Here is a 15156-nt window from a genome sequence, read left to right on the forward strand (position 1 = left end):
TTATGACGGTGTGTCAGCTCCCGGCCGGGACGATGGTGCCGAAGGAGGCTGCGGCGATCTGCTGTATGCGGCGCATCTCGGTGCCGTCGAGGTTGTTGGGGTTGAGGGAGTAGACGATCTTGCGGGAGAGGTCGCTGGTGGCGAAGACGCCGCTGGTGTACCCGGGGCGGGAGCCGGTCTTGCCCCAGACCACGACGCCGTTGGAGGCCTTGACCCGCATCAGGCCCATGGTCATGCAGGCCCGGCCGGCGTCCGCCTGGGTGCGGCACTGGCTGCTGTGCCGGCTGGGGACGTCGGGAACCGCGAAGAGCTCGGCCTGCTCGGCCGACGGAAGGAGCCGGCCGCGGAACAGCTCGGTGATGAAGCGGTCGAGGTCGGCGGGGGTGGAGATCATGCCGCCCTCGGCCCAGGGCCAGGGGCTCTGTTCGGTGACGTCCACCGGGTGCTTGGTACCGTCCGCGGACTTGACCATCAGATAGCCGTGCGAGTGCGGCCCGGGCAGGGACGGGTCGTCCGCGTCCGGGACGTAGGTGTCGTGCAGGCCGAGGGGACGGGTGATCCGGGACCGCACCTCGTGGGCGAACGTGTGCCCGGTGATTTTCTCGATCAGCACGCCGGCGACGTAGTAGTTCATGCCGTTGTACTGCTGCGCGGTGCCCGGCGCGAACTGCATCGGCTGACCGGCCATCAGGTCGATCACCTGCTGCGGGGTGAAGGTCTTCAGACGGTTGGCCGCGAACCATTCGGGGCTGCCGTCGCCGAAGTCCGGGCTGTCGGCCCCTCGCGGCAGGCCGCTGGTGTGGTTGAGCAGCTGGCCCACCGTGACCGGCGGCAGCTCCGCGGGCAGAACGCCCGGCAGGTAGTGCTGCACGGGTGTGTCCAGGTCGATCCGGTGCTCGGCGGCGAGTTGGAGCACGACGGTCGCGGTGAAGACCTTGGAGATGCTGCCGATCCGGAAGTGCCCGTTGCGCGGGACGCCCTGGCCGGTCTCCAGGTCGCCCACTCCCGAGGTGCCCGACCAGTGGCCGGCTCTGCCGGTGATCCGCAGCAGCGCGCCGGTGACGTCCGCACTGGGCAGGCCGCCGATGGCCGCCCTGAGCCGGCCCGGATCGAGCGCGGGCAGCGGCGCGTCGGCCGCCGTGGCCGCAGGCGCCGTGGCCGGGATCGCGGCGGAGGCGGGGGCGGCCACGCTCACGGCCAGGGCGGCCAGCACGGCGCCGGCGGCTGCCACGGTGGACCAACGCGTACGACGTACGGAACAGTTCACGTGAGGACTCTCCCAAGGTGACGGTCGGACCGGCGAACGCCCGGCCCGACCACGAGTCTCATGCACCCCGGCAGCCCCGTTCATCAGGAGCGTCCCCGAGTAACCCCCCACCACACCCTGAGAACTGATTGGGGGTCAGGCTCATACCTGATCAGGGTGACCTTGCCTCAACAGCCCGATTTCAAGGCCCGGCCGCTGGAACAGGGCGGCTCCCCGCTCGAAATCGAGCAGTCGTCGCTTTCGGTCGAGGCCGCCGCCGTAGCCGGTCAGGCTTCCGTTCGCGCCGACGACTCGATGGCAGGGGACGATGATGCCGATCGGGTTCCTGCCGTTGGCGAGGCCGACCGCGCGGGAGGCGGACGGGTTGCCGAGGGCCTGGGCGAGTTCGCCGTAGGAGCGGGTCTCGCCGTAGGGGATCTGCTGGAGTTGCTGCCAGACCGCGCGCTGGAACGGCGTCCCGCTCAGGCTGAGTTCAAGGGCGAACTCCTTCAACTCGCCTGCGAAAAAGGCCTTCAGTTGTTCCTCGGTCTCGTCGAAGAGCGTGTCGTCCCGCGCGCCGAAGGACTCCTCCGGTGGGCGGTGGCGCTGCTCGGTCATGTAGAGGCCGCACAGGATGCCGTCGTCGGCTACGAGGGTGAGGGGGCCGTACGGGCTGTCGATCACGGTGTGGTGCTTCACGGGGCTCATCGCGGACGTCCTTACACGGGCAGGAAGTTGATCGGGTGGCTGTCGGTCGCCCACAGGTACTGGACGGCGTACGCCCGCCAGGGGCGCCAGGCCGCGGCGCGGGCGGTGAGGGCCGCCGGGGTGAACGGGAGGCCCAGTTCCCGGGCGGCGCGGCGGATGCCGAGGTCGGTGGGGAGGAAGGCGTCGGGGTCGCCGAGGGCACGCATGGCGATGACGTCGACGGTCCAGGGGCCGAAACCGGGGAGGGCGAGGAGCTGGGCGCGGACTTCGGGCCAGTCGCTCTCGGGGCCCAAGTGGACCGTTCCGTCGGCGAGTTGGCGTACCAGGGTGGTGAAGGTGGTGCGCCGGGTGCGGGGCATGGCCAGGGAGTCCGGGTCAAGGGCGGCGAGCGCCTCGGGGGTCGGGAAGAGATGGGTGAGGCCGCCTTCGGTGTCGTCGATCGGGTCGCCGTGTGCCGTGACCAGGCGGGAGGCGTGGGTGCGGGCGGCGGCCGTGGAGACCTGCTGGCCGAGGACCGCTCGTACGGCGAACTCCGCCTCGTCGACCGTGCGCGGGACGCGTCGGCCGGGGGCCTTGTCCACCAGCGGCGCGAGCAGCGGGTCCGTGCGGAGCTGGTCGTCGATCGCGACCGGGTCGGCGTCCAGGTCGAGCATCCGGCGGCAGCGGCTGATGGCGACGGGCAGGTCGCGCACGTCGCTGAGGGTGAGACGGCAGGCGATGTGGTCGGGTTCGGGGGCCAGGGTCACGATGCCGTGGCCGTACGGGAGGCGGAGGGTGCGGCGGTAGGCGCCGTCCCGCCACTCCTCCACGCCGGGTACGGCGGTCGCCGCGAGATGGCCGAAGAGGTTGTCGGGGTTGAGGGGGGCACGGAAGGGGAGGCGGAGGGTGAGGGCGCCGGGGGCCGCGGGGGCGTTCCTCTTCGGCAGCCGCGCCCGCAGGTCGCTCGGGGAGAGCGCGAAGACCTCGCGCACGGTGTCGTTGAAGGTGCGGATCGAGGAGAAGCCGGCGGCGAAGGCGATCTCCGCCATGGGGAGGACGGTCGTCTCGATCAACAGGCGGGCCGTCTGGGCGCGTTGGGCGCGGGCCAGGGCCAGGGGGCCGGCGCCGAGTTCGGCGAGCAGCTGGCGTTCGATCTGGCGGGTGCTGTAGCCGAGGCGGGCGGCGAGGCCGGGGACGCCGTCGCGGTCCACGACGCCGTCGGCGATCAGGCGCATCGCGCGGGCCACCAGGTCGGCACGCTGGTTCCACTCCGGGGAGCCCGGGCTGGTGTCGGGGCGGCAGCGCTTGCAGGCCCGGAATCCGGCCTGCTGGCAGGCGGCCGCGCTCGGGTAGAAGGTCATGTTCTCGGGCTTGGGCGGTACGACCGGGCAGCTGGGCCGGCAGTAGATGCGGGTGGTCAGGACCGCCGTGAAGAACCATCCGTCGAAGCGGGCGTCCTTGGACTGGACCGCGCGTACGCAGCGCTCTCGGTCGGTGTGCATCCCGTTCTGCATGCGTCCAGCATCGGCGATGGGCGGGAGCGGGGCTGGCGAGAATCCGACATCAAGGTGGTGTGGGCTGGAGCGGTCCGGATCGCCCTCTCCTCCGCACGGTGTCGTGATGGGTACGCTGCCCTGATGGACCGTGGACGGCAGCGACCGATGTGGCCGCTGTACGCGGCGGGGTTCACCACCGCCTTCGGAGCGCACGGTATCGCCGCGAACCTCGGGGGCGCGGGGAAGGGCGCGGTCAGCTCGCTGCTCGTCCTGGGCGGCCTGCTCGCGCTCTACGACGGTGCGGAGGTCGTCCTGAAGCCGGTGTTCGGCACGGTGGCCGACTGGGTCGGGGCGCGGCCGGTGCTGCTCGGCGGGCTGGTGGCGTTCGCCGCCTCGTCCGCGGTGTACGTCCTCGCGGACAGCCCGGGGTGGCTGTGGGTCGCGCGGCTCGGGCAGGGGGCGGCGGCCTCCGCGTTCTCGCCGGCCGCGTCCGCGCTGGTGGCGCGGCTCAATCCGGCGGCCAAGCACGGGCGGGTCTTCGGGAGTTACGGCTTCTACAAGTCCATCGGCTACACGCTCGGGCCGCTGCTCGGAGGCCTGCTGGTGTGGGCGGGCGGGCTGCGGCTGCTGTTCGCCGTCCTGGCGGTGCTCGGTGTTGCCGTCGCGGGGTGGGCCCTGGTTGCCGTACCCGTCGTGGCGCCGCTCCCCCGCGCCCGGCAGACGCTGCTGGATCTGGCGCGGCGGCTTGCGGACCCGGTGTTTCTCGTGCCGACGGCCGCGCTCGCGGGGGCCACGGCCGCGCTCTCGGCCGGGGTGGGCTTTCTGCCGGTGTCCGGTGCGGTGGCGGGGCTCGGGACGGTGGCGACGGGGGCCGCGGTGTCGGTGCTCGCGGGGTGCGCGGCGGTGGTGCAGCCGCGTGCCGGACGGGCCTTGGACGCGGGGCGGCTCACCGCGGGCGCCGGGCTCACCTCCGGTCTCCTGCTCGCGGCAACCGGCCTGGCCTGCGCGATGCTGTCCGGCCTGACCGGCGTCCTGCTCGCCGCCGCCCTCATCGGCACCGGCACGGGCCTGATCACCCCGCTCGGCTTCGCGACCCTGGCCTCAAAGACCCCGCAGGAACGACTCGGGCAGACGATGGGCGCGGCGGAACTCGGACGCGAACTGGGCGATGCGGGCGGCCCGTTGCTGGTGGCGGGGGTGGCGACCGCGGCGACCCTGACATATGGGTTCGGGGCGTTGGCGCTGGTGTTGGGGTGCGTGGCGGTGGGGGTTGCGGCGGGGGTACGGAGGGGGACGGCCGGGGGGACTGAGGCGGGGGCGGGGCGGACCGGATGACGAGGCCGGCACACACAGCAAGCCCCCGCGCCACCGTCGGACCAGGGCCGGCGCCCGCCCACGTCCACCCGGGGCAAGCACCGGACTCCCGCCCGGCCCAGGCGAGCGCCCGCGCCCCCTGGCCGCTCCAGAGCCGGCGCCCGGCTTAGGTCAGCACGCTGCCCAGAAGGTGCAGCAGATCCCCCGTCGCGTCCGCCGCGCCCAGGGCGGGCAGGATCCCGAGGGCCAGTACTGCCGCGGCGATGGGGCGCAGGTGAGGTGGCGGGGCCGTCTGCAGGGCGGCGACCCGGCGGGTGACGGCCCGGTCGGAGAAGTGCAGTGCGCAGCCGGGGCGGTGGGCGACCAGGGCGGCTCGGGCCAGGGCCTGGGCGGTGGTCCTGCGGTCGCCCACTGCCTCGGCGGCGTGTTCGTCGGCCCAGCGCTCCACCAGGTAGGCGACCGTCGTACGCACCGGCGCGAGCAGGGGGTTGGCCGCTGCGGCGAGGGTGACCGCGTGGACGAGCAGGGAGTGGCGGTGCGCGAGGTGGGCGCGCTCGTGGGCGAACAGGACGCGGCGTTCGGCGGGTCGCAGTGCGGCGAGCATCGCGGAGGTGACCAGGATCCGGCCCGGGGTTCCGGGCACCGCGAACGCCTGTGCGGTCGGTGAGGCCGCGACGACGAGTTCGGTGCCGTCCGGGTGGCCCTCGCACAGGCGGCGCAGGGTGCGGCGGGTGGCGCGTTCGGCGCGGATCGCCCGCAGGACCCGGCAGGCGGCCACCGCGAGAACCGCGAGCGCGGCGAGGGCGACGATCTCCGGGACGGGATCGGGCAGTACCCGCCCGTCCTCACGGGCGTCGGCGACGACCGGCGGTGCCTCGTCGACGAGCGTGACGGTCAGCAGGACCAGCGCCCAGGTGGTGGCACCCGCGGCGAGGACGGCGGCGACGGTCAGGGCCCGGGCCGCCGGAGCGGGCGCGAGGCGCAGGCCGACCTGGGGGCTGACGAAAGCGAGCAGCAGGGACAGCAGCAGCGGGGTGTAGACGTCGATCCTCATGGCCCGTGCCGCCTCCTTCGCCCGCCGCCCCTGCGCCTCCTGCCGAATGGTCGCAACAGGCGCGCCTCATGAACTCCCTGGCCGTGCTGCGGCCGCCGCCTCACGTACCGCTCTCGCCGAGGAGTGCGCGCAGCGCGGCCTCCTCCGCCGGGCTCAGGCCCGTGACGAACTGCTGGAGGGCCGCTATCGGGTCGGGGCCGCGGTCCAGGGCCTGGTGCATGGCCTCGGCGGTCATCTGTGCCGCGTTCTTCGCCGGCCGGTAGGCGCCGCGCCGGCCGTCGGCGTCCCGCAGGACGAGGCTCTTGTCGTGCAGCCGCCGAAGGATCGTGTGCACGGTGTTGTAGGCGAGGTCGCCGCCGAGGTCGGTCTGGATCTCGGCCGGGGTGAGGGCCCGGTCCGTCGCCCACAGGGTGGCGAGGACCTCGCTCTCCAGCTCGCCGGGGCTGCGTCGCTCGCCCCTGCCGCGAGACGTCGTACCTGCCATGGCCACCACCTTACGGCGCGTAGGGTCCGGCGGTCACCAAGTCGCACCCGCCCCTTACCCGGCTCCGGCCTGCTCCCGACCTACAACCTGTAGGGTGAGATCGACCCTACAACCTGTAGGGCCGGATGGGTGAACGATGACGAGGACCCCCCACACCGCTCCGACCCGCGCCACCCGGCACGGGCCGCCGGCGACCCCCCGGCCGCCGTGGCGCTCCGCGGGCGAGTGGTGGCTCGCGGCGGTGGCGGCCGCCTTCACACTGCTCCAACTCGCCCTGGTGCGGCCCGGAATGGGCCTGGGCTGGGACGAGACGGTGTACGTCAGCCAGGTCAGCAGCCACGCCCCGGCGGCCTTCTTCAGCGCACCGCGCGCCCGCGGCATCACCCTGCTGGTGGCTCCCGTCGCCTCCTGGTCGTCGTCCACCGCGCTGCTGCGGGTGTACTTGGCGGTCCTGTCCGGGCTCGGCCTGTACTGGGCCCTGCGAGCCTGGCGGGGCCTGTTCCCCGTACGAGTGATCGCGGCAGGCGGCGCGCTGTTCGCCTCACTGTGGATCACCCTCTTCTACGGCCCCCAGGCCATGCCCAACTACTGGGTGGCCGTGGGCGCGTCGGCCACCGTGGGCTTCTTCCTGCACACCTGGTCCGACCGTACCCGGAGCGGCGCCCTGTGGGGCGTGGCCGCGGGCGCGGCGCTGATGGCCTGGATACGGCCCACGGACGCCGTCTGGGTCGCCCTCCCGCTGCTCGCGCTCGTGCTGTTCGTCCACCCTCGACGCCGGCTGCGACTCCTGCTGGCCCTGGTCACCGGCCTCGCGGCGGGGGCCACCGAGTGGATCGTCGAGGCATACGTCGACTACGGCGGCGTCGGCGCCCGGCTGGCCGCCGGCTCCCGTATCCAGGGCGGCCTGGGCCTGCACAACGCCGTCGTCGACCAGCTCCGCAGCCTCGGCGGGCGTGCCCTGTGCCGCCCGTGCACGGGGGCGATCGCGAGCCCGCCGGTGATCGCCTGGTGGTTCGTCCTCCCGCTGCTCGCCGCCGCAGCGCTGGTCATCGCCGTACGGGCCCGCCGTACGACCCGCACGCTGCTGCCGCTTGCCTGTGCGGTCACCGCGGCCGTGCCGTATCTCTTCCTGATCGGCTATGCCGCGCCCCGTTTCCTGCTGCCCGCCTACGCCCTGCTCGCGATCCCGGTCGCGGACGCCCTGGCCCGTCTGGTCGACGCGCCGGGCGGGCGTCGGCGAACCCTGGCGGTGACCGTGGTGGCTGTGGGGCTCGCGGGCCATCTGGCCGTCCAGTTCGACGTGTTGGAGCGCGCCGTGTCGAGAACCGCCGCCGAGCACCGTGTCTGGAGCCGCACCGCCGCGGACCTGCGCCGTCTCGGCGTACACCCACCGTGCCTGGTCACTGAGGGCGACTCCGTACCGGTCGCCTTCGCCGCGGGCTGCGCCTCCGCCCACACGGGCGGCCACGACGCCAACATCACCGGCGCGGAGCTCGCACGAACAGCCCACCGCATGCCGGTCGTCCTCCTCACCACTCACCTCATCCACCCGCCCTCGTACGCCCGTACGTGGCAGCCGCACCGCTTGACGGGCGGCTACGCGTATCTGGCTCCCGGCGCCGTAGGCAAGGAAGGCGGTCAGGGATGACCACGACCGTGGAAGGGCGGCACGCATGAACGCCGAGGTCACCTCGTCCGTGGCCGCCGGCAGGCCAAGCACCCTTGGCGAGATCCGGTGCGGTTCGGCAGCCTCCTTGAGGGGCGCGACCGGCCACGACGAAGCCGCAGACGAAAGGCGGCCCGTCCGGGCCCCGCGGCGGAGCACATCCGCGCGGCCCGCGGACCGCTTCGCGCCGTGGCAGACCGCGGCCGCACTGGTCCTCACCGCCGCCGCCCTCGGCCTCGCCGCCCTCCACTGGGCCGTCCTCGACTCGGGCGTCGACCGCCTGGCCGTGGCCGACCGCGGCCGGCTGCTGCTGGCAGCCCTGCTCACCCTGCTGACCTGGGCATGCGCGGCGCTCGCACAGCAGGGCGCGGTGCGCGAGGCGCTACCCGCCGGGCGACTGGTAGCGGTGCAGTTCGCGGCCTCCGCGGCGAACCATCTGCTGCCGGCCGGGCTCGGCGCGGGCGCGGTCAACCTGCGGTTCCTGATGCGCAGCGGACTGGCACCCGGCCGCGCGGCCACGGCCCTCGCGGTCAAGTCCACCGCCGGGGCCGTCGTCCGGATCGCCCTGATGGCGGTGCTCGCCCTCGCCTGTCCCGGTGTGCTGCGGCTGCCGTCGGTGGGCGGACCGAAGCTGCTGGTCGGCGCGCTGGCGGCAGCCGTGGCCGTACCCGTGGCCGTCCTGCTCGTGCGGCGGACGCGGCTGCGGCGGGCGCTGGCCTGCGCGGCGGCCGACGTACGCGCCGTGCACGAGAACCCCCGGCGCGCCGCGGCCCTGTGGGGCGGCTCGCTGGCCTTCGCGGCCCTGCACACGGCGGTGGTGGTCGCCGTCGTCCGCGCCCTGGACGTACCGCTGCCCGCAGGGCGCATCGCGCTCGCCTATCTCGCCGCGAGCAGTGCCGCCGTCCTGCTGCCGACCCCCGGCGGCCTCGGTTCCCTGGACGCCGCGCTCGCCTGGGCGCTGACCACGGCCGGCGCCCCTGGCTCGGTGAGCGTGTCGGCCGTGCTCGGCTACCGGTTGCTGACCGTCTGGCTGCCGCTGGTGCCGGGGCTGCTGGTGCTGGCCGGACTGGTCCGTTCGAGAGCCCTGTGACGGCACCGCAGTCAGGATGCGTTCAGGTTTCCGGTGACAGCGTCCCCCCTATGGCGTTGGATACGTCTGGGGCAACCGAGGCGGCTGCGGCGTACACGCACGGCGCTGCTGCGGCGCCGTTCACCCGCCGCCGATCGTGCCCCGCGTTTGAACAAGGTTCGCGAAGTCGCCGTATATGTCTGGGTGATCAAGCTGCAGGTCGCCCAGTTCGCCCGGGCCTGGGCACCGTGGTGCCGAACGCGCTGTTCCGCACGGTGATCCTCGGCTCGCTCGTCTTCCTCGTGATCCCTCGCAAGGACGTCACCGAACCGCAACGACGACAGGAGATCCCCACCGCATGACCCGGCAACCCCCCACACAGGCGGCCGAGTCGACGGTCCTCAGCGACCTCGACGCCGCCGCCGGCCGTCGCGATGTAGTGAAGAAGCTCCCGGAGGTCACCCTGGCCTTCTGGATCATGAAGATCGCGGCGACCACCCTCGGCGAGACAGCGGGCGACCTCTTCTCGCAGACCCTCAAGCTCGGCTACTTCCTGACCACGATCGCGCTGTTCCTGGTCTTCATCGTGACGCTGGTCGTCCAGCTCAGGTCGCGGCGCTACAACCCGTTCTTCTACTGGACCGTCATCCTGTCGACCAGCATGGCCGGCACCACGATGTCCGACTTCATGAACCGCGACGCCAGCGCCAAGTACCTTTCGGGCGGCGCCACTTCGCTGGGCTGGGGGCCGCAGGGCCTGGGCCTCGGCTATCCGGCGGGCGCCGCCATCCTCATCTCGCTGCTGATCGTCATCTTCGCCGTGTGGAAGCTGACCGGGATGACGTTCGTCATCCGGGACATCGTCAGTTTCCGCGGGGAGGCGCTGTTCTGGTCGGCGATCCTCGTCTCGAACACGCTCGGCACCTCCATGGGCGACTTCCTCTCCGACAGCTCCGGCCTCGGCTACGCCGGTGGTGCGCTGCTCGTCGGCGGGGTGCTCGCCGTCCTGGTCGCCCTGATGAAGGTGCCCGCGGTGCCGAACGTGCTGCTGTTCTGGTTCGCGTTCGTACTGACCCGGCCGCTCGGTGCGACGGCCGGCGACTTCCTCACCAAGCCCGTCGCCAAGGGCGGCCTCGATCTCGGGACTGCCGGTTCGTCGGCGGTGCTGCTGGCCGTACTGCTCGGGCTGATGGGGTACGCCCAGGCGCGCGAGCGCCGTCTCGCGGAGGGAGTCAGCCGGGCGGCAGTCTGACCACGAAGCGTGCACCGGGGGCGAGTTCGGGATCGTGGGAGACCTCGCCCCCCGCGGAGCGGGCCAGGCGCCGCGCCAGCGGCAGCCCGAGGCCCGCTCCGCCGTGTCCGTCGTCCGGGTCGGCGCGGCGGCCGGGCTGGAAGAGCTGTCCGGCGAAGGCGGGCGGCACGCCCGGTCCGTCGTCCGTGACACAGATGCGTACGCCGCCGCCGTCGCGGTCCGCGCTCAGGGTGACGCTCGACTCGGCGTACCGCAGGGCGTTGGCCAGCAGCGGGCTGACGATCCGTTCGAGGAGTGCGTCCGGTACGCCGGCCTCCAGCCGTCCGTCCGAGCCGTCACCGGCACCGGCCGCGTCGACCGTGACCATCACGTGGTCGGGGGGATCCGCCTGTGCGGCGAGACGGCGCAGGGTGGGCAGGACCGGGGCGGTGCCGGGGGCGGCGGTGGTCGCGTCCTCGCGGGCACTGTCCAGGAGGGTGTCGCAGATGGCGCGCATCGACTCGGCGGCCTCGGCGATCGTCTCGTGCACGGCGCTGGTCTCGGCCGCGGTGCGCGGGCGCGAGCGGTACCAGTCCAGCTCGGCGACGATCCTGCTGAGCGGGGTGCGCAGCTCGTGCGAGAGCTCGCCGGTCAGCTGCCGCTCATGCCGCAGCACCGCGCGGATACGGTCGAGGAGGGCGTCCAACGACGCCCCCAGCCGGGCGAGTTCGGCCGGGCGGTCCGCGCTGCCGAACCGTTCCTCGGAGGCCACCGCGCTCCACTGCGTCGCCTGGTCGGTCATCGCCTCGACGGGACGCAGCGCGCGTCCTACCGCCAGCCGGGTCAGCGCGTAGGTGCAGGCCAGCATCACGGCGTCCAGGACCAACGAGCCCAGCAGCAGAGTGTCGGCCGAACTGCGGTACGGCGACAGGTCCAGGGCCGTGACGATGGTGGCCGCCTGCTGTGCGCCGGGGACGGGCTCGGAACAGAGGCGGACGGGGCCCGAACCGTGGCCGGAGGCGGTGACGCAGCGCCGTCCGCCCCGGCGGGCCAGGCCTTCGGCGACCCGGGTGAGCGCGCCTGCCGAGGGCGGCTGCTCCAGCAGCCGCCGACCGGCGTAGATCCACACGTTCGCGTCGAGGAGATGGTCGTTGACGGTCTCCAGGACCCGTACCCGCGGACCGCCGGTGTCCACGGTGGTGGCGACGGCGGCCGCTCGGGTGCGCAGTTCGTCGTCCGCCTGACGCCGCAGATGGTGGCGGACCACGGTGTTGAAGACGACGGTCAGGATGATCATCAGGAGTGCGGCGGTGGTGAGCGCGACCAGGGAGAGCCGGCCGCGCAGGGTGCGGGGGACGAGACGGGGAGGAAGGCCGACGCGCGGGGTGCGTGGGGCCGCCGGCCGGGTGGGGGGTGCGGTCATGTCAGCCGGTGCCCGATGCCGCGCGCGGTGCCGATCGTGACCTCGCTGCCCGCCTCGCGCAGCTTGCGGCGCAGCCGGGTCAGGTACTGGTCGAGGGTGTTGTCGCTGACCTGGGCGCCCTCCGGCCAGCCCGCCCGGACGAGTTCGCGCCGGCTCACGATCTCGCCGGGGGTCGCCATGAGGGGGGCCAGGAGCCGGAACTCCGTCGGTGTGAGGTCGACCTCGGTTCCGCGCACGGTCAGGGAGTGCCGCAGGGCGTCCAGTACGAGGCCGCCGGCCGCGGGGCGGGGCGGCGGTGCGGCGCGTTTGAGTGCCGCGCGCAGCCGGGCGGCGAGTTCCACCAGGTGGAAGGGCTTCGGCAGGTAGTCGTCGCCGCCCGCGGAGAACCCGGACAGCCGGTCGGTCAGGCTCTGCCGTGCGGTGAGAAAGATGACAGGGGCCACGAACCCGTTCGCCCGCAACGCCTGGCACACGTCCCGCCCGTCCGCGTCCGGCAGCCCCACGTCCAGCACAGCTGCGGCCACCTCGTCCCCGGCCAGCCGCAGCGCGGTCGCGCCGTCGGCGGCCGGCACGGTGTCAAAGCCCTCGTCCCGCAGCCCACGCAGCAGCACATCACGCAAGGCGTGATCGTCCTCGACGACCAGGATCTTGGGGGGCATGGTCCTCCATCGGCGGTGGTGCGGTGTGCGGGGGTTGTGGGTGGGGGTTATGGGGGTTTCCCAGGACAGGGGCGGACCAGGGGGTGTCAGCGGGAGGGTGCGGGTCCGGAACGTCCTTGGGCGGGGGCGGGTGGGGAGACGAAGGCAGGCAGCAGTAGTCCGATCACGGGGCCGAGTCGGGGGACGGGGGACGGCCAGGAGCGTCCGTGACCAGACGCGGACCGAAGGCCTCCGAAGACGGAGACGGCCCGGAGGCGCCCGAAGACGGGGGCAAGCCGCGAGCGTCCGTGGGCAGACGCGGGCCGGAAGCCTCCGGGGACAGGGGCACGGCGGGCTCGTCCAGCGCCGTGCCCGTGCCGGGTGCCCCTGGCCCTTCGCGCCCCGTCGACTCCACGGGCAGCCACCGCGCCCAGCCCCACCAACACAGACCCAGCCACGCGACGGCGAGCAGCCAGCCGCCGATGACGTCGCTCGCCCAGTGCACCCCGAGGTACACGCGGGTCAGGCCGACGGCCGCCGCCCAGCACACCGCGAGGGTGCAGGTCGTGCGGGCGAGATCCACGCGGGCGCGACGAGTCGTCGCCCAGCACAGCAGACCTGCGGTGAGGGCGGAACTGGTGGCGTGGCCGGAGGGGAACGAGAAGCCGGACGCATGCGTCGCCCAGTCGGCGGGGGCCGGGCGGGCCCGCGCAAGCAGTTCCATCAGTCCGGTGCGGACCAGTTGCCCGGCGACCAGCACGACCAGGAGGACTACGGCGGTCCGGAGCCGCTCACGCGCGGTGCGCCCCGCGAGGAGCCCGGCGATCACGACGAGTACGTACGGCCAGGGCCCCGTCCCCGTCGCCGTGATCCCGCGGGCGAGCGCCACCCCCTCCGGGGGCCTGTGCGCAAGCCCCCACGCGTGGGCCGCCGTGTCTCCCGGCAGGGGGGCGCCGTGGCGCAGTCCCACCGCGGTCGCGAGGCCGGCGAACAGCAGCGCGCAGACGACGGCAAGCAGCACCGGCGGTGGTCCGGCCCGACTCACGCCTGGCCCTTGCCGGGCCCGATGCACGACCGGCTCTTGTCCGGTCCGGTTGACGCCTGGCCCTTGCCCGGTTCGGCCCGGCCCTTGCCCGCTCCGGTTGGCGCTCGGCCCTCGTCCGCTCGGGCTCCTGCGCGGCCGCCCGGCAGGGTCGCGCGCCTGCGCTCCCGGAACCGCCGGCCGCCGCCCTCCGCCGGCCGGGCCCCGCGCTGAACGCCGGGTTACGTGCCCGGCCCCTCCGCCCCCGGCGGATCCGGCATCACACTCGCCGCGCTCACCGTCACCGCCCGGCCCAGCAGCACCCCCACCGCGCCCAGCATCGCCACCAGGCCCGACCTCCTTTCCGCCGTTCGCAGCTCCTCCACCGGTCCCGGCAGCTTCACCGCCGTTCGCGGCTCCTCCACCACGCCCAGCTCCCCGCTCGTCTCCCTCCCCCTCGTGCCCAGTCATGAAGCCGTCACCAGCGGCCTGAGCCGAGTGGCCGCCGCACGGGTGACAAGAGGGGCGGCGCGGTCCGCCAGGGTGGTGAGGGGCCAGGCCAGGGCCGCGCCGAATGCCAGGCCCACGACCACGTCGTGCGGATAGTGCACGCCGATCCAGACCCGGGAGACGGCCATCAGGACGGCGGCCACAGCCGCGATCCGGCCGAGGCGCTCGTGCGCGAGCCACAGCGCCACCGCGGCGGCACCGGCGATCACCGCATGGTTACTGGGGAACGACCAGTCGCCCGCGGCCGGGCATGCCTCGACTGTGACGGTGTGCAGTGTCCGGCACGGTCTGCGTTCGGCGACGGCCGACTTGACCAGCACATCGACCACGTAACAGACCACCACGACGACAGGTGCCGCCAGCGCCCGGACCATCCGCGCCTCCCCCGCGCTGCGGGCCCGCCACCACACGGCGAGCATCAGCACGCCGAACAGCGCGAGGCCGTAGTCGGACCAGACGGCTATCACGGTGTTCACGGCGGACGGGGTGTGACGGGCGAGACCGGTGATCCAGGTGTACGCGCCGCCGTCCACCGAGGCGCCGCCGAAGGCGAGGCCGGTCACGAGGAGGCCTCCTCGGAGGCGCGGCGGGCGCGGGCGCGCCGGGCCTCGAGCGCGATCGGGGTCAGGGAGAGGAGGACCACGAGCGCGACCAGCGGCAGCAGGTAGCGGTCGACGTTCGGCACCGAGGAACCCAGCGCGTAACCGCCCAGCACCAGACCGATCGTCCAGATGAGGCCACCGATCACCTGCCACGGGGTGAAGACACGCACCGGCACGTCGAGGGCCCCGGCCAGCGGGTTCAGCACGGTGCGCACGACCGGCACGAAGCGGGCCAGGACCACCGCCTTGGCATGCCCGTAGCGCGCGAGCAGCTCCTCGGCCCGCGCCGCGCCCTCGTGCAGCTTCTTCGCGCGGCTGCGGGCCAGCAGCGCGCGGCCGCCCCGCCGCCCGAGCCAGTACCCCGTCTGGGCACCGAGCAGTGCGCCGGCCACGGCGGCGGCCAGCACCTGCGGAAGTGACAGGTGCACGGATCCATGGACGCCGGGGACGCACAGCAGCCCGGCCGTGAACAGCAGCGAGTCGCCGGGCAGGAAGAAACCGACCAGCAGGCCGGTCTCGGCGAACATGACGACCGCGATACCGAACGCGCCGAAGGCGGACAGCAGGGATCCGGCATCCAGGACGTTCACCGCTTGGGCGACGGCGAACTGGGCAGCTGCCACGGAGGCGACCCCTCTCATACTGGGACGTGGAGACGGAGCGGGTACGGACCCGCGTCTAGCGACTACAGTCATGTAGACCGTCTACTGAACTG

15 protein-coding genes are annotated in these 15156 nt (G+C 73.6%); 4 read left to right on the forward strand and 11 right to left on the reverse strand.

The features are described from left to right. Positions 1 to 13: 13 nt before the first annotated feature. The 3 genes from ACFY1U_RS22750 to ACFY1U_RS22760 all read right to left on the reverse strand — a co-directional run bounded on the left by ACFY1U_RS22750 (position 14) and on the right by ACFY1U_RS22760 (position 3435). Positions 14 to 1267, reverse strand: coding sequence for a serine hydrolase domain-containing protein (locus ACFY1U_RS22750; protein WP_390695948.1), 1254 nt, complete (start codon positions 1265 to 1267; stop codon positions 14 to 16). A 141-nt stretch (positions 1268 to 1408) separates the two neighbouring features. After that, a complete protein-coding gene (locus ACFY1U_RS22755; protein WP_390696406.1) occupies positions 1409 to 1945 on the reverse strand; it encodes a methylated-DNA--[protein]-cysteine S-methyltransferase in 537 nt (178 codons plus the stop codon). A gap of 20 nt (positions 1946 to 1965) precedes the next feature. Next, positions 1966 to 3435 (reverse strand): AlkA N-terminal domain-containing protein, encoded by a 1470-nt coding sequence (locus tag ACFY1U_RS22760; protein ID WP_390696407.1) that lies wholly within the window; start codon positions 3433 to 3435, stop codon positions 1966 to 1968. Positions 3436 to 3594: 159 nt separating this feature from the next. Here ACFY1U_RS22760 and ACFY1U_RS22765 point away from each other — a divergent pair, with 159 nt between their 5' ends. Beyond that, positions 3595 to 4764, forward strand: coding sequence for an MFS transporter (locus ACFY1U_RS22765; RefSeq protein WP_390696408.1), 1170 nt, complete (start codon positions 3595 to 3597; stop codon positions 4762 to 4764). A 145-nt stretch (positions 4765 to 4909) separates the two neighbouring features. Here ACFY1U_RS22765 and ACFY1U_RS22770 read toward each other — a convergent pair whose 3' ends face one another. Further along, a complete protein-coding gene (locus ACFY1U_RS22770; RefSeq protein WP_390695949.1) occupies positions 4910 to 5797 on the reverse strand; it encodes a M48 family metalloprotease in 888 nt (295 codons plus the stop codon). A gap of 100 nt (positions 5798 to 5897) precedes the next feature. Next, positions 5898 to 6281, reverse strand: a complete 384-nt coding sequence (locus tag ACFY1U_RS22775) for a BlaI/MecI/CopY family transcriptional regulator (RefSeq protein WP_390695950.1) — start codon at positions 6279 to 6281, stop codon at positions 5898 to 5900. A 136-nt stretch (positions 6282 to 6417) separates the two neighbouring features. Here ACFY1U_RS22775 and ACFY1U_RS22780 point away from each other — a divergent pair, with 136 nt between their 5' ends. From ACFY1U_RS22780 to ACFY1U_RS22790, 3 genes are all read left to right on the forward strand, one after another. Continuing rightward, the gene (locus tag ACFY1U_RS22780; protein WP_390695951.1) at positions 6418 to 7929 is read left to right on the forward strand and encodes a hypothetical protein; all 1512 of its coding nucleotides are present in this window, start codon (positions 6418 to 6420) and stop codon (positions 7927 to 7929) included. A 25-nt stretch (positions 7930 to 7954) separates the two neighbouring features. Then, on the forward strand, positions 7955 to 9037 hold the full coding sequence (locus tag ACFY1U_RS22785; protein WP_390695952.1) for a lysylphosphatidylglycerol synthase domain-containing protein: 1083 nt from the start codon (positions 7955 to 7957) through the stop codon (positions 9035 to 9037). A gap of 337 nt (positions 9038 to 9374) precedes the next feature. Continuing rightward, positions 9375 to 10268 carry a hypothetical protein gene (locus ACFY1U_RS22790; protein ID WP_390695953.1) on the forward strand — a complete coding sequence of 298 codons (894 nt, stop codon included), beginning with the start codon at positions 9375 to 9377 and terminating at the stop codon, positions 10266 to 10268. Here the strand turns inward: ACFY1U_RS22790 and ACFY1U_RS22795 are convergent. From ACFY1U_RS22795 to ACFY1U_RS22820, 6 genes are all read right to left on the reverse strand, one after another. After that, positions 10249 to 11670, reverse strand: coding sequence for a sensor histidine kinase (locus ACFY1U_RS22795; protein WP_390695954.1), 1422 nt, complete (start codon positions 11668 to 11670; stop codon positions 10249 to 10251). The genes ACFY1U_RS22790 and ACFY1U_RS22795 overlap by 20 nt on opposite strands. After that, positions 11667 to 12329 carry a response regulator transcription factor gene (locus ACFY1U_RS22800; RefSeq protein ID WP_390695955.1) on the reverse strand — a complete coding sequence of 221 codons (663 nt, stop codon included), beginning with the start codon at positions 12327 to 12329 and terminating at the stop codon, positions 11667 to 11669. The genes ACFY1U_RS22795 and ACFY1U_RS22800 overlap by 4 nt, the downstream gene beginning before the upstream one ends. Positions 12330 to 12492: 163 nt before the next feature. Next, a complete protein-coding gene (locus tag ACFY1U_RS22805; protein WP_390695956.1) occupies positions 12493 to 13353 on the reverse strand; it encodes a phosphatase PAP2 family protein in 861 nt (286 codons plus the stop codon). Positions 13354 to 13571: 218 nt separating this feature from the next. Next, on the reverse strand, positions 13572 to 13754 hold the full coding sequence (locus ACFY1U_RS22810; RefSeq protein WP_390695957.1) for a hypothetical protein: 183 nt from the start codon (positions 13752 to 13754) through the stop codon (positions 13572 to 13574). Positions 13755 to 13796: 42 nt separating this feature from the next. Continuing rightward, positions 13797 to 14402, reverse strand: a complete 606-nt coding sequence (locus ACFY1U_RS22815; protein ID WP_390695958.1) for a phosphatase PAP2 family protein — start codon at positions 14400 to 14402, stop codon at positions 13797 to 13799. Beyond that, positions 14399 to 15082: a DedA family protein gene (locus ACFY1U_RS22820; RefSeq protein ID WP_390695959.1), complete on the reverse strand. Its 684-nt coding sequence runs from the start codon at positions 15080 to 15082 to the stop codon at positions 14399 to 14401. Before ACFY1U_RS22820 ends, ACFY1U_RS22815 begins: the two co-directional genes overlap by 4 nt. Positions 15083 to 15156 lie beyond the last annotated feature (74 nt).

The sequence above is a fragment of the Streptomyces sp. NPDC001351 genome, assembly GCF_042896045.1.
Lineage (GTDB): Bacteria > Actinomycetota > Actinomycetes > Streptomycetales > Streptomycetaceae > Streptomyces.